Below are 18,485 nucleotides of genomic sequence, written 5' to 3'. Positions count from 1 at the left end.
GCGGCCTCGCTAACGGCTCGCGCGAGGCGCGTCGGAAGGCTTCACCGGCGTAGTCGGCGCGTGCGGCGCGTGCGGCGGCGACGGCAGTTTTTGCAACGCCGCCTGGAAGCTGAGCGTCTCGGTCTGCACCGGATGTGCAAAATCGTTGTTCGCGCCGGGCACGTCGGTGCGGATCAGCGCGACCCGGCCGGGCAACGAATCCGCGATCAGGAACGTATAGCGCTTGCCGGTGTATTGCGCGAAGCGTTCAGCATTGGGGTCTCCCAGATACGGCTGCACGACGATCTGCCGGGCCTTGACCGTCTTACCGCCGATCTGACTGGTGACCGTCTCGATCTTCGGCCCCGCGGCGAGCGCGAGCCGCAGACGCTGCTGGAAGTAGCGCCGTTGCCCGCCGGTCAGGTTCTGCATCTCCGTGATATCGCGTTCGAGGAAATAGATGATCACCGGATTGCACTGCAACCCGGCATTCGGCAAGGGCACGGCTCCGCTGTGATCGGACACCTGGGCATCGCCTTTGGCATTGTCCGCGCTGAGCACCAGCACCTTGACGACGTCCGTGCTGTGCGCCGGTTGATTCGAGCTGAGGAACGTGTAGTCGATCTCGGTCTGCTGCTGCACGCCCTGCAAATGATCCGTCGTGAAGATGAGCCGCTCGGCGGCCGAGATTTCATCGGCGTTCGCGGCAAACGCCGCGGCATGCATCCCACACGCCACGCACGTGACACCGACCGCAAGCACTTGCCGCCACGCGCGGCGCAACCGCATTCGCGCACCCTTCATGGCGACCCGTCCGCGGGCTTGCCGGCCGGCGTGTCGACGGGCTTCAGAAGCGGCACTTCGTAACTCGTGAGAATGCTGTCGATCTTGTCGTGGTTCGCGCCGATCCATTGATCGACCTTGTCCTTCCACGCTTTCTCGCCGTAGCGCACGCCCATCGAGATCGTATAGTCGAAGCGGATCCCCGGCGTGGCGGGGAATGGCACGAGCTTGACCGTATCGCCGGAACGCTTGGCGAAGTAACCCGCAATCGGCCCCCACAGGAACACCACATCGACATTGCCCGCCTGCAGATCCTTTTCGATCATCTGGCCGGGATATTCTTGCGGATCGCCGCTTTGCACCTGATACGAAACCGCCTGATCGATCAGGTCATGACTGAGCAGCCAGTCGACCGCGGGCGTCTGCGAAAAAATGCCGAAGCGCAGTTTGTGCAACTGGTCCGGCGGCAGCTTGAGCAGATCGTCCGGCGTGTTGATGCCGGCGAGTTCAGGCCGCTTGGTAAACACCATCGCATACGTGGAACGCAGGTAGGGCTGCGTCGTGGAGGTCATGTCGTAGCCTTTCGGCACGCCGATGATCAGGTCGCACTTGTAGCGCTCCGTCTCGGGCACCTTCTCGCGCAACGTGTGACGCACGAAGCCCATGCGCTGCGGAAAATAGGTGTACTCGAGCTTGTAGCCGAAATCGCTCGCCATCTGGCTTGCAATCCGGTTCTCGTAACCTTCGCCTTTGTTGTTGGACAAAGGCATGTTGTTCGGGTCCGCACAGACTCGCAGCACGCCGTCGGCGCCATCGTTATTCGGCATTGCCTCGCCTTCGGCACGCACCGCGCCGCCTGCAATCACCGCGTAGCACAGCGCGGCGGCGACGAGCGCGACGTGCGTGGGCATTCGTTTGCCATGACGCATCGATAACCTCCTGAAGTAGAGACGCGGGCGCTATTTCGCGTCGATGGCCTGCAGATCGCCGGGCTTGATCTGGCCGTCGGAGCGCCCTTTCAGATAGGCGTAAAGGTTCTCCCAGTTCTTCTGCATCATCTGGCTCGAACTGAAGTCGGGCATGCCCTTGTCGACCCGGCCGCCGAATACGGTGCGGTGAAACTCCGTTTTGTCCAGCGTCTTGAACGCTTCGACCAGCGACGGTCCGACCATGCCCTGCTGCTGCGCGCCGTGACAGCGTTCGCAGGCCAGCGCGCGCCAGGTCTTCCATCCTTGCAGCGTATTGCTGTCGACCTTGCTGCCATCGACCACCTTGTACGCCACCTGGGCAATCGCGGGATTGGTCTGGGCGAACGCAGCGGGCAGTACGATGAAAAAGGCGGGCAGAGCCGCCCGCAACAAGATTGATCGGCCTTTCATATGCACATGTCTCCTTCAAAGTGGGGCCGCGCCTCGGCGCGTTTCATCGACGCGTGGACGAAATGGCGCGCCCCGGATAACTCGTAGACGACTCGTGGGATCGAAGGCGCTGCCGGCTGCCCGAACCTTCACAGGGCAAACCGGCCGCGCGTTTCAACCCGACCCGGCCGTTCAGCCGTTGCCGCCGGGAATGGCGAACACGAACAGCGTGCCGCCCAGTGCCGTGTACTTCGCAAGCTCGCGATAACCGCCCACCGCGCCGAGGCCTTCATTCGACTTCTCGAGGCCCGCCGCCATGCCGATACCGGCCCAGCCGCCAATACCCGAATAGACACCGATGAACTGCTTGCCCTGATACTCGTAGGTAAACACGTTGCCGATGATTCCCGACGGTGTCTTGAAGCGCCACAGTTCCTTGCCGTCCTTGATGCGCACGGCCTTGATGTAGCCTTCCAGCGTGCCGTAGAAGGCCACGCCGCCCGCGGTCGCGAGCACGCCCGACCATACCGAGAACCGCTCCGGCTTGGACCAGACGATCTTGCCCTTCGAAGCATCCCAGGCAATGAAGTTACCCATCGAGTTGTTGTCGTTCGGGCCCGGATACATCGACAGCGTGGCGCCCACATACGGCTGGCCCGACACGTAGTCGACATCGAACGGCTCATAGTCCATGCAGACGTGGTTGGTCGGCACGAGGAACAAGCTCGAGCCCGGGTCGAACGCTGCCGGCTGCTGGTCCTTCGAGCCGAGCGCCGCCGGACAGATGCCCTTCACGTTGTGATCCGAGCCGGCTGCCTGCGTCGAATAGGCCGCGTTGCGAATCGGCTTGCCGCTCTTCATATCGACGCGATCAGCCCAGTTCACAGCCGGATCGAACTTCTGCGCAACCAGCAGTTGTCCGGTTTCGCGATTCAACGTGTAGCCGAAACCGTTACGATCGAAGTGAACGATAGCCGGAACCTTCTTGCCGTCGATCGACAGGTCCGACAGGATCATTTCATTCACGCCGTCATAGTCCCACTCGTCGTGCGGCGTCATCTGGTAGACCCACTTGGCCTGACCGGTGTTCAGATCACGCGCGAAGATCGACATCGACCATTTGTTGTCGCCCGGACGTTGCGTCGGGTTCCATGTACCCGGATTGCCGGTGCCGTAGTAGACAAGGTTGAGTTTCGGATCCCACGCGTACCAGCCCCAGGTGGTGCCGCCGCCCAGTTTCCACTGATCCCCTTTCCACGACTTCAGCGACGAATCCGCGCCCACCGGCACCATCTTGCCGTCGGCATAGGTCGTCGTCTTGTCGGGGTCGATCAGCATGTCCTTGTCCGGACCCGTGCTGTAGGCCGTCCAGGCCGGCTTGCCGGTCTTGATGTCATACGCGATGAGACGCCCGCGCACGCCGAACTCGCCGCCGGAGATGCCGGTCAGCACCTTGTCGCCGAACACGTGCGGCGCGTTGGTGTTGGTTTCACCTGCCTTGGGATTGCCGTTTTGCGCGGTCCAGACCACATCGCCGGTTTTCGCGTTCAACGCGACGAGTTTGGTATCCGCCTGCTGCAGGAAGATCTTGCCGTCGCCATAGGCGAGCCCGCGGTTGACGGTATCGCAGCACATCACGGAGACCACCGACTCGTCCTGCTTCGGCAGGTACTGCCAGATGAACGTTTGATCCTTCAGGTTGATGGCGATGACCTTGTTAGGGAACGGCGAATGGATATACATGGTGTCGCCGATCACGAGCGGCGAGCCTTCGTGGCCGCGCAGCACGCCGGTCGACATGGTCCAGGCGACCTGTAGTTTCCCGACGTTGTTTTCGTTGATCTGCTTGAGTGGGCTATAGCGACGGTTGGCATAATCACCCGCCTGCGCCGCCCAGTTTGACGGATTCTTCATGAGCCCGTCGAGCTGCGAGTCGGCCTGTGCAACGAAAGAACTCAAGGCTGCCGACGCGAGGATCGCGAGCCCAAGAACCGTGGTGCGTAAGTTCATGTCTCCTCCAGAATGGTCTTGCTGTTCAACTCACGAATGACCCACGCTACCTCGTCGCATCGGGCGCGCCTCCTCGAATGCGGGTAACGATCAGCGCCGCTTCCCGATCGTTGCCGGGCTTTATGGCGCATGACGGCCAACGCATATTCCATGCCGGAATCGAACCACCGTGCGCATCCTTCGCCGCCACAAGCTCGTCCGGGCGCGCCGCGCGCCGAAGCGCGCCGCGCTTCGGCAGCGTGGCCGCAACGGCTGCGCCGCGGCAGGTGGGACATACTGTGTCACCCGGCGGTACGAAGCGTGTCCGTCGCGAAGCAGGCAACAACAGAACGCGCGCACCTACGGCGCGACCCGTTCACTGGCCCGTCATTTGCAGCGCATCATGTGGTTAAGGGTGGTTCCAACACGTGTGGAGCAACGGTCATGGCAAACGCAGAACAGGTCTACTCCGACGAGGAGATCCAGCAACGCCTCGTCGGCCCGCTACAGCACTGGTATCTGGAAGACGGGTGGCTGCGGCGCAAATACCGCACCGAAGGCTGGAAGGGGACGTTGATGGTCGTGAACGCGGTGGGCCATCTCGCGGAAGCAGCCTGGCATCACCCCGATCTGACGGTCTCCTACGCATTCGTCACCGTGAAGCTCAAGACGCATTCCGCAAAAGGCATCACGGACAAGGACTTCGCGCTCGCCAGCAAGATCGAGTCGTTCATTCAGTGGCAGCCGGGCACTGAAGGCGGCCCCCTCGAAGGCACACCGACGGACGATCAACGCTTCCGCTATATCAAGTACGACAAGCCGAAAACCACCCCGAGCGATTGAAGCGCGCTGCCGCGTGCTGCGGGCCTGGTACGGCTTTCGCTTGAAGTCCCCCGCCGGGCCGCCGCGCCGCGGCACGCGCGGTCGCCGCGGCGGCCTCTTCGGGTATGCCCGCTCATGCGCGGCAACTCATGCACTGCAAGTCATGCGCGGCCACTCAAGCACGAACAAGGACACTCGCAATGCAGCTTCACGTTCGCCGCCTTCCGCCTCAAGCCACCGTGTCGGTCGACTCGCCCGCGCGGCTGCATCTGGGGTTTCTCGATCCGAACGCCTCGCTCGGACGCGCGTTCGGCAGTCTCGGGCTGGTCATCGACGGCGCGGGCACCCACGTCGAAGCGCGGCTCGCCGAGCGTGACCGGATCGACGGTGTGGTGACCGATGCGGAACGCGAGCGCATTGCGATCTGTCTGGAACGGCTGCACGCGGCCTACGACCCGACGCCCGTCGCGATCGAAGCGGTCCGCACGCCGCGCGCGCACAGCGGCATGGGATCGGGCACGCAACTCTCGCTCGCCGTGGGCAGCGCCTTCGTTCGTCTGCTCGGCCACGTGGCGACCACAGCCGAGCTTGCCAGTCTGCTCGGACGCGGCGCCCGTTCGGGCATCGGCGTACTCGGTTTCGATGCGGGCGGCCTGCTGGTGGACGGCGGACCGTCCGGCGATCTGCATGCGGGCGTGCCGCCTCTGCTCGCGCGCCAGCCGTTTCCCGATAGCTGGCGTGTGCTGCTTGTCAGCGACAACGCCCGCGAGGGCCTGCATGGTGCTGAAGAGCGCCGCGGCCTCGCCGCGCTCGCGCCGTTTCCCCAACAACTCGCCGCGCATCTGTGCCACCTCGTGCTGATGAAGATTCTGCCGGGCGCCGCGGAACGCAACATCGTGCCCTTTGCGCAGGGTCTGACGCAGATGCAGCAAACCATCGGCGAATACTTCGCGCCCGTGCAAGGCGGCGTGTTCGCGAGCCCCGATGTCGAGCGCGCGCTGCGCGCCGTGGCCGCCGAGCAAACCGCGGGAATCGGCCAGACCTCGTGGGGACCGACGGGCTTTGCGATCGTCGCCAACGCGCGCGAGGCCGAAGCTGCGCTCGCCACGGCACGCGAGGCCACGCGCGGACTGCCGCACATCGAATGCACGATCGTCACCGGACGCAATCGCGGCGCGACGGTGCGCTCCGCCGAAGCACGGCAGCAGCAGCACATCGACGCCGCATGATGCGCCTCGGTCCCGAGCTCCGGCCCGCCGATCCGCCAGCCGCGGACAACCCCGCGCCGCCACGAGCCCTCCCCTGCGGCTTGCATGAGAAATGTCACTGAACGAGCCTTCCGCCATGTCCGACACCACTGAAAAGCCCGCTGAAAGACCTTATATCCTGCACATGTTCACGGCCACGCCGCAGATGAGCCCGTTCGACGTGAACATGGCCGCCGACGCCGGCTACCAGATCATCGTGCCGTACTGCGGCGTCGATGCGGGGATGGTCGCGAACCTGACCCAGGACGCGATTTTCTCGCGTGGTCCGAAGGGTGTGTCGCGCACCGGCATCTTTATCGGCGGACGCGACGTCATGCTTGCGGCCGACATGCTCGACAGCGCGCGCAAAGCCATGGTGCCGCCGTTCGAAGTCTCCGTGTTCGCCGATCCGAGCGGCTCGTACACGACCGCCGCCGCGCTCGTCGCGTTGGTGGAGCGGCATCTGGCCAAGGCCTTCGGCATGGAACTGGGCGGCAAGCGCGTGCTGATTCTCGGCGGCACCGGCGCGGTGGGACGTGTGGCCGCGGCTATGGCGGCCTCGCTCGGCGCCGACGTGTCGATTGCAAGCCACAGCGACCCGGCGCGCGCGATGCATGTCAGCGACGACATCAATCAGCGCTTTGGCATCGTCACCAAGGGCGTGGGCACGGCAACCCCGGCAGAACTGCGCGCCGCGTTGGGCGAGGCCGAAATCGTGCTCGCCACGGCCATCGCCGGCGTGCAGGTGGTCGGCACCGAGGATCTCGCGCATGCCCGGCATCTGCTGATTGCCGCGGATGTGAACGCCGTGCCGCCGGAAGGCATTGCGGGCGTCAACGTGATGAACGACGGCAAACCGATCGAAGGCGTGCCGACGGCGGGCGGCGCCATCGGCATCGGCGCGCTGGCGATCGGCAATGTCAAATACCAGGTGGAGCATCGTCTCTTCATCCGCATGCGCACCGGCGGCAAGCCGGTCTACCTGGGTTTCCCGCAAGCCTTCGACGAGGCCCGCGCCGTCGCGGCCGGCCTCGGTTGAGTGCGCTGCGTCGCACCCGCGCGTTACCACGACCCGAGTCGCCATGAAGCCGCGCCCATTGCTCCCGCACGCGCCGTTCGTCGTCGTGGCGGGACTGTCCGCCCGCATGCTCGCGCAGTCCGCCGCGCGCGCCGGCCTGCGCGTCGCCGCGCTCGATGTGTTCGGCGACCGCGATACCCGCGAGGCGTCCGAGTTGTGGTTCGACATTGGCGGCGGGCCATTGGCGATCGACGGGCAGCAACTCGCCGCGGCGCTCGAACGCACCGCGCGTTTGCCGGGCCTCATCGGCTGGATCGACGGCAGCGGGCTCGAGCCGTTCGTCGCGCGCTTGTGCGCGATGCCCGGCCTGCCCCGCTTCATTGGCAATCCTGTGGAAGCGAGCGCCGCGGTGCGCGAACCGCAGCGGTTTTTCGCGCTACTGGACGCGCTGGATATTCCGCATCCGCCGGTCGCCTTCGCGCCGCCCGCTACCACGCAAGGATGGCTGGTCAAACGCGCGGACGGTTGCGGCGGCACCCATATCGAGCCGGCCTCGGCGTTCGGCGATGCGCGCGTGCCCGCGCAAGCCTATTTCCAGCGCCGGCGTGACGGGCGCTCGCTATCGGCGCTTTTCATTGCCGCTCGCGGCAGTGCGTGCGTGCTTGGCTTCGCGGAGCAACTCACCTGCGCAATGGGGCATCTGCCCTTCGTTCATACCGGATCGATCGGTCCGATCGATCTGCCGCCGAGCGTGGTGGCACGCGTGCACGCGGCCATCGCCGCGCTTTGCGCGCAGACCGGCCTCACCGGCATCAATAGCTGCGACTTTCTGCTCGACGGCGACGCGTTCGAACTGCTCGAAATCAACACCCGCCCCTCGTCGACGATGACGCTCTACGAGACCGCGTCGCCGCACGCGTGGCCGCACGGCCTGCTCGCCTGTCATATCGAAGCCTGCCGCCACGGCCGCCTGCCGGCCGCGCCCGCTGCGTCACCGTGGCGGGCGGGTCAACAGGTGCTATTCGCGCCGCGTCCGTTCGCCGTCTCCCAGTCCTTCAGCGACGCGTGCCTGCGCGACCCGCTCTGCCGCGACGTGCCGATGCCCGGCATGCGGATCGAAGCCGGCGACCCGGTGTGCACGCTGCTCGTGCGCGCAAGTTCGGTGGACGCTGTGCGGTACGCGCTCGCCGCGCAGCATGCGCTCGTTCTGCAACGAATCGAAACCTGTCATGAGCCCGACTATGCCTTCATCCAATGCCACTCCTGACGCGCCGCAACCTCCGCAGCCGCCGCTCGCCGGTGCTGCCGCGCTAAGCGTCAACGCGCTGAGCGAGCGTCTCGTCAGCCGTCTGGTCGAGGACGCCGTGCGCTTCGGCGCGGCCATCACCCACACGGAACACGGCACCGTGCTGGTCGACGCGGGCGTCACGGCGCCCGGCAGCGTCGCGGCCGGCGTGCTGATTGCGCGCATCTGCATGGGCGGCCTCGGCCACGTCACGGTGCGCGAAAGCCAGGACGCGCAGCCGCTGTGGCCCAGCATGATCGAAGTGCGCACCTCGTGGCCGGTGCTCGCCTGCCTCGGCAGCCAGTACGCCGGCTGGAGCCTGTCGGCGACGAAGGAACAGACCGGCGGCAAGAAGTTCTTCTCGCTCGGTTCGGGTCCGGCGCGCGCGCTGGCGGTGAAGGAGCCGCTGTTCGCCGAACTCGGCTATCGCGACCGGCACGAGCGCGGCGTGCTGGTGCTCGAGGTCGATCGCCTGCCGCCGCAGGTCGTGATCGACAAGGTGGTGCACGACTGCGGCCTCGCACCTGAGCGGTTGACGCTCATTACCACGCCGACACACTCTGTCGCGGGAACGGTACAGGTGGTGGCGCGTGTCGTCGAGGTTGCGTTGCACAAAACGCATGTGCTCGGCGTCGCGCTGGACGAGGTGGTGGAAGGCGGCGGCTCGGCGCCGCTGCCGCCTCCCGCGCCGGACGGCATTCAGGCAATGGGGCGAACCAACGACGCGATCCTGTACGGCGGCCGCGTGCATCTCACCGTAAAGCACGATGCCGTGGCCAGACAGCTCGCCGAGGAATTGCCCGCTTCCACTTCACGCGATTACGGCCGCCCTTTCGCGGACATCTTCACGTCGTTCAATTACGACTTCTATCAGATCGATCCCGCGCTGTTCGCGCCCGCCGAAGTGTGGGTGAGCAGTCTCGAGAGCGGCGCGACGTATCACGGCGGGCGCGTCGACGCGGCATTGCTGCACGACCAATGGGGCGGCAAGCCATGAGCTTCCCCGAGCCTCACGCCGAATCCGTCACCCCGCGAGCGACTCTGCGCATCGCGATCATGACCGACGAAACGGGCTGGCATACCGGACGCCTGAAAAAAGCCTTCCGCGCGCGCGGCGCGGAAGCACGCTGCATCGATCTGGCGGATTGCCGGATCGACACGACGTGGGAACCGCATGGCCTGGTGCTGCCGGGCTTCGGTCACACGCTGCCGGACGCGGTTTTCGTGCGCGGCATTGCCGGCGGCACCTTCGAGCAAGTCACGTTGCGGCTGGGCATCCTGCATGCGCTGCGCGAGTCCGGCGTGCCGGTCTACAACGACGCGCGCGCGATCGAGCGCAGCGTCGATAAATCGATGACGAGTTTTCTGCTGCACCGCAACGGCGTACCGACGCCCGCGACATGGGCCGGCGAATCGGCGGCATTCGCGCAGCGTGTGCTGATGCGCGAAGCGGCGGCCGGACGCCAGGTCGTGCTCAAACCGCTGTTCGGCTCGCAAGGCCACGGACTCAAACGGCTCGGCGCGGGCGGCCCCCATTCTGGCGCGCTGGCCCCTCTGCCCTCGCTCAAACCGTATCAGCAGGTTGCGTATCTACAGCGCTATATCGATGGCGGCCGCCCGGGTTTCGACTGGCGCGTGCTGGTGATCGGCGGCCGCGCCGTGGCGGCGATGCGGCGGGTCGGCGGCAAGGGCTGGATTCATAACTTCGCGCAAGGCGCGACATGCGAGGCGGCCGAACTCGATCTGCCGCTCGCGCAAACCGCGGTGCGCGCCACCGAGGCACTCGGACTCGACTATGCGGGCGTCGACCTGATTCCCGATCCCCAAGACGCTGCCCGGCCGCTCGTGCTGGAAGTGAACGGCGTGGCGGCATGGCGCGGCCTGCAGTCCGTCACGCCGGTCGATCTCGCCGCGGCGCTCGCCGACGACCTGCTGCAGCGCAAGCTGCCCGCGCAGCGCCGCGCCGTCAGTGAGCCCGCGCAAACCGGCGAGGCCGCCGTCGTGGCGTTGCATGGACGTCATGGCTGAGCCTCCCTGTTCCGTCGCAGTCGACGACGTTCACGCCGCTTTCCTCGCGGCGTGCCGGCTCGATGTGGAAACGCCCAAGCCCGGCAACGTCAGCGTGCAAAGCGCAGGCCACGGCATGCGAGCAGCGCAGTTCATCACCAGCGCAGAGGCCGCCGCCGATGCGCTGCTCAAACGCGGCGCGCCGGTCGGCCAGCGCGTGCTCGATGCGCTGACCCGCACGCGCGACGCGGTCGGCTGCAACACGAACCTCGGCATCCTGCTGCTCGTCGCCCCGCTCGCCGCGGCGCTGGAGGACACCGTGCGCCCGCTGTCGGCCAACGCCTGGCGCACGGCGACCGCGCGCGTGCTCGCGCGGCTCGATATCGACGACGCGCGCCTCACGTACCGCGCAATTGCGCTCGCCAACCCCGGCGGTCTCGGCGAAGCCCCCGAGCAATCGGTCCACGAGCCGCCGACCGTCGACCTGCGCGAGGCGATGACGCTCGCCGCCGGACGCGACAGCATCGCCCGTCAATACGCGGAGGGCTTTCGCGACATCTTCGAAACCGGGCTCGCCGCGTATCGCGAGATGCCCGCCGATCAGCCACACGTCGCGACCCTCAATGTGTTTCTCACCTTTCTCGGCCACTGGCCCGACTCTCACATTGTGCGTAAGCAAGGTCGCGCCGTGGCGCAGAGTGTCACGCTTGCGGCACGCGAGCGGCACGCGCAATGGCGCCTCGCGCTCGCGCAAAAGCACCCTGACGCGGCGGCTCAACCGCTCGATGCATGGGATGCCGAACTGAAGGCGAGCGCGATCAACCCGGGCACCAGCGCGGACCTGACCGTGGCGACGCTGTTCGTCGCCGGCTGCCTCGCCTGCGCCTGCAACGCCGGCGCATCGCCACGCGAGCGGCGCGAACCGCGCACTGGCACGGATCCTGTTAGTTAGTGCCACCGTGCATCAACCAGCCGCCCGGCGATCGGGCAATACGATCGCCACCGGCGGCATGTCAGTCAGCAAGTCCGTATTCCACTCATCGGAGGAACAGAATGGCCAAGATCAATCGCGTGCTGATAGGAGAGTCGCTCGTCGGCGACGGCAACGAGGTCGCACACATCGACTTGCTGATCGGACCGCGGGGTTCGGCTGCGGAAACCGCATTCTGCAATGCGCTCACCAATAATAAGGATGGCTTTACATCGCTACTTGCCGTCATCGCACCAAACCTCCTCACCAAGCCGAACACGATTCTGTTCAACAAGGTGACCATCAAGGGCGCCAAACAGGCCGTGCAGATGTTCGGCCCCGCGCAGCACGCCGTTGCGCTCGCTGTCGCGGACAGTGTCGAGGACGGCACGATCCCGAAGGACGAGGCGGACGACCTGTTCCTGTGCGTCGGCGTCTTCATTCACTGGCAGGCGGAAGACGACAAGAAGATTCAGGAGTTCAACTACAAGGCAACGCGTGAGGCGATCCAGCGCGCGGTTGCCGGTGAACCGACTGCCGCGGAAGTCGTGGCGAAGAAGGGCAGCGTCGCGCATCCGTTTGCCCCGAACTGAGTGTGCGCGAGTTCGCGTGGATGCGACGGGCGCCCGCCGTTGCGCAGGACCCGGGCCGAAGCGCGAACTCTTCGATAGAGGCATGAGATGACCATACGATGTCGTGCGCTGGCGGCCTGTGCCTGCATCGCGCTCGCGGTACCGCTCGCATGGGCGGACGGCGACACGCCCACGGCGCCTGCCCCGGCGGGGGGCTACAACTACCCGACGCAGGGCCGCGTCGAATACGTGTTGAGTTGCATGGACGACAACGGGCACGATTTCGTGAACGTCTATAAATGCTCGTGCGTGATCGACAAGATGGCCGCCAAGCTGTCCTACGATGACTTCGTCGCTCAGTCGACGTTCTCGAAGTACGCAACGTTGGGCGGCGAAGGCGGCTCGGAATTTCGGGTCGACCACGCGAAGGCGCAGACGAAGAAATTCCGCACGTTGCAGACGGACGCCTATCGCCGTTGCGGAATAGGCTCCGACAAAACGGCGTCGGCGAAATAGCCGAGCGTGTGACGCATGTCAGGCGTGTGAGGGCCTTGGCGCGCGGAGCCGGCAACGGCGCCGCGCCGCCCTGTCGCGCTCAGTTCGGAATCAACCCTGCTCCAAGCGACGCATACCCCACGAGACTCGTGGCCGGTTGGGCCATATCGCTGCGCTGCCGCTCGATCTGCACGCCGACGGCCGCCACGTCATCGAACTTGGCCGGCTTGGCGAGCGCCACACGCACCCAATGAGCACCAAAGTCGTTGATCAGCAGGCGCGCCACCGCTTCAGCAAGCGCTTCGAGCAGGCGCACGCCGTGCGAGGCGAGCAACGCATGCAGCGCATTGCGCACCGCCGCATAGTTGATCGTGTCCTCGATACGATCAGTCGTGCATGCACGGATCGCGGGAACCCCGATCGCGAGGTTCATCCGCACCGGCTGCAGCACATGTTGCTCGCTGCTGTCGATACCGATAATCGTCTGACCGATGAATTCCTCGATAAAAACGATGTCCATGCGCCCGGGCCGCGTGCCGGTAGCGGGCGAATCGGACGGGACAGTGGCGCCCGGCGCGCCGGCAGCGGAGAAACTGGCAAGGCGAACGGCATCGATACGGTCCATGGTGTACTCCGCCGCAGTGCGGCAAAAAATTGAGCAAGACGAGTTAGACGACGGGATTCGGGTAAACGCAAACGGGTAAACATACAGCAGGTCGGGTGACAGCACGCGCAGCACTCTGCGCCGAACCTGCAACACTCTCCCTGCTGCCGGCGAGCTGGAAACGTTCTTCACGGCATGGCTTCGGGAAAAGCAAAAATCGGGCACGCCATGTAGGGTTATGGCGACTTCTTATTGAACGGGAGCGACATCCGGCGTACAGTTTTAAGCCGACGCCTGACATAACGGCGAATCACTCGGTGCGCATACGGACCGCAGAAGCCGCGGCGCAAGGGGAAGACAGTATCGATAAAGCGGCACTCGTGGCGCACATCGCGAAGCAGAACTCATGCAACGCAATGCGGACCGGCGCGCACGAACTGACGCAACGGAGACAGGCCCTATGTCGTTGCTTGCTGACAGCACGCTGCACGTCCGCGAAGTTCTGAACGTCGTCAACCATCAGTTGGCAACGCGACCGACGAGCGAACCCGTCGCTCAATCGTGGGCGCGCTGCATGAACGAATTCCAGCTCGACCCTTCCCGTTTTGTCACGCCCCCGGTCCTGACGGACTACGAACTAAGCTCGCGCCGCGATGCCATGGGCGATCTGATCGCGTGCTCGAAGCTCGAAATGACCACGCTTTATCAGCAACTGGCCGATCCCGAACTGGCGGTCGTGCTGGTCGATGCGGGTGGGATGATCGTCCATCAGGTTTCGTCGGTGCCTTTCGCTGAAGCCGTGGCGGCAGACGGCTTTCGCGTCGGCGCCCTGTGGAGCGAGCGCGAAGCCGGCACGAACGGCATGGGCACGTGTCTGGCCGAACGCGACTGCATCGCCGTGTGCCAGCACGAACATTTCTATCCGCGCTATACGTCGCTCACCTGCTCCGCCGCGCCGATTTTCGACGACCGCGGCGAGATTGCCGCCGTGCTGGACGTGACGAGCCGCTCGAAGCTGCTCCAGCAGCATTCTCTGGTGCTCGTGGGCATGTCGCGGCAAATGATCGAAAACCGCCTGCTGGATGCGCGTTACCGGCACGCGAACATGATCCACTTCCACAGCCGCCCGGAATTCGTCGGTACGCTGCACGGCGGCAAACTGGCGGTCGCGGACGACAGCACGGTGCTCGCCGCGAATCGCAGCGCCCTCTTTCAGCTCGGTTTCCGCACGCTCGGCGAATTGCGTGGCCGGCGCATCGAGGAAGCGTTCAATGCATCGCTCGAAGACATGATCGCGCGCAGCATTCGCGGGTCGTTTCATCCTGTCACCGTGTATAGCGCGAACGCGACCAACCGCTTCTTTCTCGTCGCGCAAACGCCGCAAAGCAGCGCGGGGCGCGGCACCAGGGTGGCGATGACAGCGCCGGCCGCGCGCGCCAGCGCCGTCGACAAACGGCCGGCGCCGGCCCGGCTCGACGAAATCGCGCACCTCGAATTCGGCGACCCGCGCATGGCTTCGCAAATCCAGCTTGCGGCGCGCGTGGTCCAGCGCAAAATCCCGGTCATCATCCGCGGGCAAACGGGCACCGGCAAGGAAGTCTTCGCGCAGGCGCTGCACAGCATCAGCCCGCACGCGGCGGGCCCGTTCGTGCCGGTGAACTGCGCGTCGCTGCCCGAAAACCTGATCGAAAGCGAACTGTTCGGCTATCGTGCCGGCGCCTTCACCGGCGCGCAGCGCGAAGGGCGGCGCGGCAAGATCGTGCAGGCCAACGGCGGCACACTCTTTCTCGACGAAATCGGCGACATGCCGCTCTCGTTGCAGGCGCGGCTTCTGCGCGTGATCGAGGAACACGAGGTCACGCCGCTCGGCGCCGAAACGACCATCAAGGTCGATTTTCAGCTCATTAGCGCGAGTCACCGCAATCTGCTCGAACTCGTGCATAGCGGGCAATTCCGCGAGGATCTGTATTACCGGCTCAAAGGCGTCGAACTGAATCTGCCGCCGCTCGCGGAACGGATCGACAAGCTCGCGCTCATTCATCATCTGCTCGAAAACGAATCCGACGATGAACCACCCGAGTTGACCCCGGAAGCCGAACACGCGTTGCTGACCTATGCGTGGCCCGGCAATATCCGCCAGTTGCGTCACGTGTTGCAGATGGCTATCGCGCTGTGCGACGGGCAGCCGATCCGCTGCGAAGACCTGCCTGCCGAAGTCACGCAACGTGGGCCGGAAACCGGACTGGTGGCGGCTTCCCGCACGGCGGTAGTGGACCCCGAACCGCATCTCGCCGACGAAGCGGATCTTTCCGCGCTCAATGCGATCCAGTTGAACGAACGCGGAACCGTTCTCACGCTGCTCGACGAGCATCGCTGGAATGTCAGCAACGTCGCCAAGGCGCTCGGCATCAGCCGCAACACGCTGTACCGGAAGATGCGCCGGCTGCACATCCGTCTGTCGCACGACGGCTCGGCGCTCGAAGGCGCGCCGCCCGACGGACTGTCACCCGACGATTCGCCCTCCGAAGAATCGCCGCCCTGTAACGCATGACCCAGGCGCCCGCTCGCAATCTCGCGGACTTCAAGCCCGATGCGCGCTTCGCATGGTGCGTAACCGGCTCCGGCCACTTGCTCGACGAGTCGATTGCGCTCGCGCTCGAGTTGCCGCGCGTCGACCTCTTCCTTTCCGCAGCCGCGGAAGAAGTGCTGCCGCTTTACGGCTGGCCGCTGCCGACCTTGCGCAAGCACTTCCGCGTGTTTCGCGACAATAGCGCGAGTGGCGTGCCGGTCGGCATGCTCTATCACGGTATGTATCACACGGTCGTGATCGCGCCGGCCACCAGCAATACGGTGGCCAAATGCGCGTTCGGCATCTCCGATACGCTGCCGACCAATATGTACGCGCAGGCGGGCAAGCAATGCATTCCGGGCATTGTCTTTGCATGCGACACGGAACCGACCGTGGTCACGCAAAGCCCGAACGAATGGGTCGAACTGCGTCCGCGGGCGATCGAACTCGACAACGTTGAGCGCCTGTCGCGCTTCGAATACACGACGCTCGTCCGCTCGCTGGATGAACTGAAAGCGGCGCTCGCTGAACGCTTGTCGACTCTCGATCTCGCATAAATCTCGCATGAAACAGCCCCCACGCGCCTTGCGGTCGCGGCTCGCCGAGTGGGATTCAATACGCCTTGCGCGGACCGACCCGTACTGACATGGACCACATTGTCTTCCTGACTGGCCGGCTCGCCGAAAAGAGCCTGATCCGCGTGCTCGAAAGCATGGCGCCGACGCCGTTCAGTTGGGAGATTCGCGAAATCGGCCTGCAGGTCGCGGCACTCATGACGGCCGACATGATCCGCCGCCGAGTGCCTCTTCCGCTCGCGGCACAGCGCGTGATCGTGCCGGGTCGCTGCCGTGGCGATCTCGCCGCGCTGGCCGAACACTACGGCGTGCCGTTCGAGCGCGGCCCGGAGGAGGTCAAGGATCTGCCGCAATTCTTCGGCCGCGAGGCGCAGCCTTTCGACCTGACGCGCTACGAGACCGATATTTTTGCGGAGATCGTCGATGCGCCTCGGCTCGACCTGGACGGCATCGCCGCGCGGGCGCGCGAGTACGCCGCACAGGGCGCCGACGTGATCGACATTGGTTGCCTGCCCGAAACGCCTTTTCCGCATCTGGAAGACGCGGTGCGCCTGCTGAAAGACCAGGGGTATCGTGTGAGCGTCGATTCGATGCGTAGCGAAGAACTGCTGCGCGGCGGCCGGGCCGGCGCCGACTATCTGATGAGCCTGAACCTCGATACGCTATGGATCGCCGACGAGGTGCCGTCCACGCCGATCCTCGTCGCCCGCGAACCGGGCAATCCGGCCTCGCTCGACGCCGCGATCGAGCTGCTCGCCGCACGCGGACGCGCGTTTCTCGCCGACCCGATTCTCGATCCGATTCCATTCGGCCTTGCCGCGTCGATTGCGCGTTATGTCCGGCTGCGCGAGCGTTACCCGGATATTGCCATCATGATGGGCATCGGCAATGTCACCGAGTTGACCGAGGCCGACACCAGCGGCATCAACGCCGTCCTGCTCGGCATGGCCGCGGAGCTTCGCGTGAGCGCGGTGCTCACCACGTCAGTCAGCCTGCATGCGCGGCGCGCAGTGCGCGAAGCCGACGTAGCCCGCCGGGTGATGCACGCCGCCCGCGAGGCGCAGGTGCTGCCCAAAGGCATCAACAGCGATCTCGCGACCGTTCATGCCAAACGCCCGTTTCCGTACAGCGCCGCCGAAATCGACGAGTTTGCCCGCGACGTGCGCGACCCCAACTTCCGTGTCCAGGTCAGCGCCGACGGCATTCATGTCTACAACCGCGACGGCCATCGCCAGGCAGGCGACCCATTCGCGCTCTACCCTGACCTGCATCTCGAAGCCGACGGCGGCCACGCATTCTATATGGGCGTCCAGCTCGCGCGCGCGGAGATCGCATGGCGGCTCGGCAAGCGTTTCGATCAGGACCAGCCGCTCGACTGGGGCTGCGCGGTCGAGCGTCCCGAGCAGGACCTCACGGCGTGGCACGCGCCGGGCGAGACGATGAAAAAGCGCTGAAGGCCAGCGCCCGAGCGTCCATTCATTGCGCCATCGCCAACGCGCCGGCACCTTCGCTGTCTTCGTTTACCTGCTCCAGTTCGTCGCGCATCGCGGCGATCGCCCGCGCGTAGTCGCCGGCGCCGAACACCGCGGAACCCGCCACGAATACATCCGCGCCCGCCGCCGCGATCTGCGCGATATTGGCCGCCTTCACCCCGCCGTCCACCTCGATCAGCAATCGCTTTCCGGTCCGCTGCATCGTCGCATCGACCCGTTCGCGCAACGCCCGCAGTTTATCCAGCGTTTGCGGAATGAACGCCTGCCCGCCGAAACCGGGATTCACCGACATCACGAGCACCACGTCGAGCCGCTCGATCACGTGGTCGAGCACCGTGAGCGGTGTGGCCGGATTGAGCGCCAGTCCCGCGCGCGCGCCGCTCGTCTTGATGAGCTCGATGGTGCGGTGTACGTGCAGCGACGCTTCCGGATGAAAGCTGATGGTATTCGCGCCCGCTTCGGCAAAGCTGGTCACGAGCGAATCGACGGGTATCGTCATCAGATGCACGTCGATCGGCACGGACGTATGCGGGCGAATGGCCGAGCACACGAGCGGCCCGACCGTGAGGTTCGGCACGTAATGATTGTCCATCACGTCCAGATGAATCCAGTCCGCGCCGGCCGCGGTCACGTCGCGAATCTCGTCGGCCAGGCGGGCAAAATCCGCCGACAGCAGCGATGGGGCGATCAGGAAATCACGCATGGGCGTCTCCTTGGAA

At 65.4% G+C, this 18,485-nt stretch carries 18 protein-coding genes; 12 read left to right on the top strand and 6 right to left on the bottom strand.

Annotated features, from left to right (window positions below):
• Positions 1–9: 9 nt before the first annotated feature.
• The 4 genes from AC57B1_RS24985 to AC57B1_RS24970 form a co-directional block, all read right to left on the bottom strand.
• Positions 10–783 carry a hypothetical protein gene (locus AC57B1_RS24985; RefSeq protein ID WP_496419006.1) on the bottom strand — a complete coding sequence of 258 codons (774 nt, stop codon included), beginning with the start codon at positions 781–783 and terminating at the stop codon, positions 10–12.
• Positions 780–1,691 (bottom strand): substrate-binding domain-containing protein, encoded by a 912-nt coding sequence (locus AC57B1_RS24980; RefSeq protein WP_091803502.1) that lies wholly within the window; start codon positions 1,689–1,691, stop codon positions 780–782. Before AC57B1_RS24980 ends, AC57B1_RS24985 begins: the two co-directional genes overlap by 4 nt.
• A gap of 30 nt (positions 1,692–1,721) precedes the next feature.
• Positions 1,722–2,141: a c-type cytochrome gene (locus tag AC57B1_RS24975; RefSeq protein ID WP_091803505.1), complete on the bottom strand. Its 420-nt coding sequence runs from the start codon at positions 2,139–2,141 to the stop codon at positions 1,722–1,724.
• 171 nt (positions 2,142–2,312) lie between these two features.
• Positions 2,313–4,130, bottom strand: coding sequence for a methanol/ethanol family PQQ-dependent dehydrogenase (locus AC57B1_RS24970; RefSeq protein WP_408353552.1), 1,818 nt, complete (start codon positions 4,128–4,130; stop codon positions 2,313–2,315).
• A gap of 423 nt (positions 4,131–4,553) precedes the next feature.
• Here AC57B1_RS24970 and AC57B1_RS24965 point away from each other — a divergent pair, with 423 nt between their 5' ends.
• The 9 genes from AC57B1_RS24965 (at position 4,554) to AC57B1_RS24925 (ending at position 12,546) form a co-directional block, all read left to right on the top strand.
• Positions 4,554–4,952, top strand: a complete 399-nt coding sequence (locus tag AC57B1_RS24965) for a 4a-hydroxytetrahydrobiopterin dehydratase (protein ID WP_091803514.1) — start codon at positions 4,554–4,556, stop codon at positions 4,950–4,952.
• A 179-nt stretch (positions 4,953–5,131) separates the two neighbouring features.
• Complete coding sequence (locus tag AC57B1_RS24960) at positions 5,132–6,160, top strand: beta-ribofuranosylaminobenzene 5'-phosphate synthase family protein (protein ID WP_496419005.1); 1,029 nt, start codon at positions 5,132–5,134, stop codon at positions 6,158–6,160.
• A gap of 115 nt (positions 6,161–6,275) precedes the next feature.
• Positions 6,276–7,217 carry an NAD(P)-dependent methylenetetrahydromethanopterin dehydrogenase gene (locus AC57B1_RS24955; protein WP_408353546.1) on the top strand — a complete coding sequence of 314 codons (942 nt, stop codon included), beginning with the start codon at positions 6,276–6,278 and terminating at the stop codon, positions 7,215–7,217.
• Between the two features lie 43 nt (positions 7,218–7,260).
• On the top strand, positions 7,261–8,463 hold the full coding sequence (locus AC57B1_RS24950; RefSeq protein WP_496419004.1) for an ATP-grasp domain-containing protein: 1,203 nt from the start codon (positions 7,261–7,263) through the stop codon (positions 8,461–8,463).
• A complete protein-coding gene (mch, locus tag AC57B1_RS24945; RefSeq protein WP_496419003.1) occupies positions 8,438–9,478 on the top strand; it encodes a methenyltetrahydromethanopterin cyclohydrolase in 1,041 nt (346 codons plus the stop codon). The genes AC57B1_RS24950 and mch overlap by 26 nt, the downstream gene beginning before the upstream one ends.
• Positions 9,475–10,509, top strand: a complete 1,035-nt coding sequence (locus tag AC57B1_RS24940; RefSeq protein ID WP_408353541.1) for an ATP-grasp domain-containing protein — start codon at positions 9,475–9,477, stop codon at positions 10,507–10,509. The genes mch and AC57B1_RS24940 overlap by 4 nt, the downstream gene beginning before the upstream one ends.
• Positions 10,502–11,440 (top strand): triphosphoribosyl-dephospho-CoA synthase, encoded by a 939-nt coding sequence (locus AC57B1_RS24935; protein ID WP_496419002.1) that lies wholly within the window; start codon positions 10,502–10,504, stop codon positions 11,438–11,440. Before AC57B1_RS24940 ends, AC57B1_RS24935 begins: the two co-directional genes overlap by 8 nt.
• A gap of 101 nt (positions 11,441–11,541) precedes the next feature.
• Positions 11,542–12,051, top strand: a complete 510-nt coding sequence (gene fae / locus AC57B1_RS24930) for a formaldehyde-activating enzyme (RefSeq protein WP_091803533.1) — start codon at positions 11,542–11,544, stop codon at positions 12,049–12,051.
• 87 nt (positions 12,052–12,138) lie between these two features.
• The gene (locus AC57B1_RS24925) at positions 12,139–12,546 is read left to right on the top strand and encodes a hypothetical protein (RefSeq protein ID WP_496419001.1); all 408 of its coding nucleotides are present in this window, start codon (positions 12,139–12,141) and stop codon (positions 12,544–12,546) included.
• Between the two features lie 79 nt (positions 12,547–12,625).
• Here the strand turns inward: AC57B1_RS24925 and AC57B1_RS24920 are convergent, their stop codons facing one another.
• Positions 12,626–13,150, bottom strand: a complete 525-nt coding sequence (locus AC57B1_RS24920) for a dihydroneopterin aldolase (protein ID WP_408353535.1) — start codon at positions 13,148–13,150, stop codon at positions 12,626–12,628.
• Positions 13,151–13,589: 439 nt separating this feature from the next.
• Between AC57B1_RS24920 and AC57B1_RS24915 the strand changes: the two genes are divergently transcribed.
• The 3 genes from AC57B1_RS24915 (at position 13,590) to AC57B1_RS24905 (ending at position 17,727) form a co-directional block, all read left to right on the top strand.
• Positions 13,590–15,680, top strand: a complete 2,091-nt coding sequence (locus AC57B1_RS24915; RefSeq protein ID WP_496419000.1) for a sigma-54-dependent Fis family transcriptional regulator — start codon at positions 13,590–13,592, stop codon at positions 15,678–15,680.
• Complete coding sequence (locus AC57B1_RS24910; RefSeq protein WP_091803545.1) at positions 15,677–16,255, top strand: flavoprotein; 579 nt, start codon at positions 15,677–15,679, stop codon at positions 16,253–16,255. The genes AC57B1_RS24915 and AC57B1_RS24910 overlap by 4 nt, the downstream gene beginning before the upstream one ends.
• Positions 16,256–16,344: 89 nt before the next feature.
• Positions 16,345–17,727 carry a DUF6513 domain-containing protein gene (locus AC57B1_RS24905; RefSeq protein ID WP_496418999.1) on the top strand — a complete coding sequence of 461 codons (1,383 nt, stop codon included), beginning with the start codon at positions 16,345–16,347 and terminating at the stop codon, positions 17,725–17,727.
• A 22-nt stretch (positions 17,728–17,749) separates the two neighbouring features.
• Here AC57B1_RS24905 and rpe read toward each other — a convergent pair whose 3' ends face one another.
• Positions 17,750–18,469, bottom strand: coding sequence for a ribulose-phosphate 3-epimerase (gene rpe / locus AC57B1_RS24900; protein WP_496418998.1), 720 nt, complete (start codon positions 18,467–18,469; stop codon positions 17,750–17,752).
• Between the last annotated feature and the right edge of the window lie 16 nt (positions 18,470–18,485).

Source organism: Paraburkholderia sp. BGA-UO-ETr-F21, from assembly GCF_059567925.1.
Note: the sequence above shows the minus strand (reverse complement) of the source record. Positions and strands in the feature narration are given on the sequence as shown.

Coding starts and splice junctions, on each gene's coding strand:
- AC57B1_RS24985 (WP_496419006.1), bottom strand. CDS start 783: ATGAAGGGTGCGCGAATGCGGTTGCGCCGCGCGTGGCGGCAAGTGCTT.
- AC57B1_RS24980 (WP_091803502.1), bottom strand. CDS start 1,691: ATGCGTCATGGCAAACGAATGCCCACGCACGTCGCGCTCGTCGCCGCC.
- AC57B1_RS24975 (WP_091803505.1), bottom strand. CDS start 2,141: ATGAAAGGCCGATCAATCTTGTTGCGGGCGGCTCTGCCCGCCTTTTTC.
- AC57B1_RS24970 (WP_408353552.1), bottom strand. CDS start 4,130: ATGAACTTACGCACCACGGTTCTTGGGCTCGCGATCCTCGCGTCGGCA.
- AC57B1_RS24965 (WP_091803514.1), top strand. CDS start 4,554: ATGGCAAACGCAGAACAGGTCTACTCCGACGAGGAGATCCAGCAACGC.
- AC57B1_RS24960 (WP_496419005.1), top strand. CDS start 5,132: ATGCAGCTTCACGTTCGCCGCCTTCCGCCTCAAGCCACCGTGTCGGTC.
- AC57B1_RS24955 (WP_408353546.1), top strand. CDS start 6,276: ATGTCCGACACCACTGAAAAGCCCGCTGAAAGACCTTATATCCTGCAC.
- AC57B1_RS24950 (WP_496419004.1), top strand. CDS start 7,261: ATGAAGCCGCGCCCATTGCTCCCGCACGCGCCGTTCGTCGTCGTGGCG.
- mch (WP_496419003.1), top strand. CDS start 8,438: ATGCCTTCATCCAATGCCACTCCTGACGCGCCGCAACCTCCGCAGCCG.
- AC57B1_RS24940 (WP_408353541.1), top strand. CDS start 9,475: ATGAGCTTCCCCGAGCCTCACGCCGAATCCGTCACCCCGCGAGCGACT.
- AC57B1_RS24935 (WP_496419002.1), top strand. CDS start 10,502: ATGGCTGAGCCTCCCTGTTCCGTCGCAGTCGACGACGTTCACGCCGCT.
- fae (WP_091803533.1), top strand. CDS start 11,542: ATGGCCAAGATCAATCGCGTGCTGATAGGAGAGTCGCTCGTCGGCGAC.
- AC57B1_RS24925 (WP_496419001.1), top strand. CDS start 12,139: ATGACCATACGATGTCGTGCGCTGGCGGCCTGTGCCTGCATCGCGCTC.
- AC57B1_RS24920 (WP_408353535.1), bottom strand. CDS start 13,150: ATGGACCGTATCGATGCCGTTCGCCTTGCCAGTTTCTCCGCTGCCGGC.
- AC57B1_RS24915 (WP_496419000.1), top strand. CDS start 13,590: ATGTCGTTGCTTGCTGACAGCACGCTGCACGTCCGCGAAGTTCTGAAC.
- AC57B1_RS24910 (WP_091803545.1), top strand. CDS start 15,677: ATGACCCAGGCGCCCGCTCGCAATCTCGCGGACTTCAAGCCCGATGCG.
- AC57B1_RS24905 (WP_496418999.1), top strand. CDS start 16,345: ATGGACCACATTGTCTTCCTGACTGGCCGGCTCGCCGAAAAGAGCCTG.
- rpe (WP_496418998.1), bottom strand. CDS start 18,469: ATGCGTGATTTCCTGATCGCCCCATCGCTGCTGTCGGCGGATTTTGCC.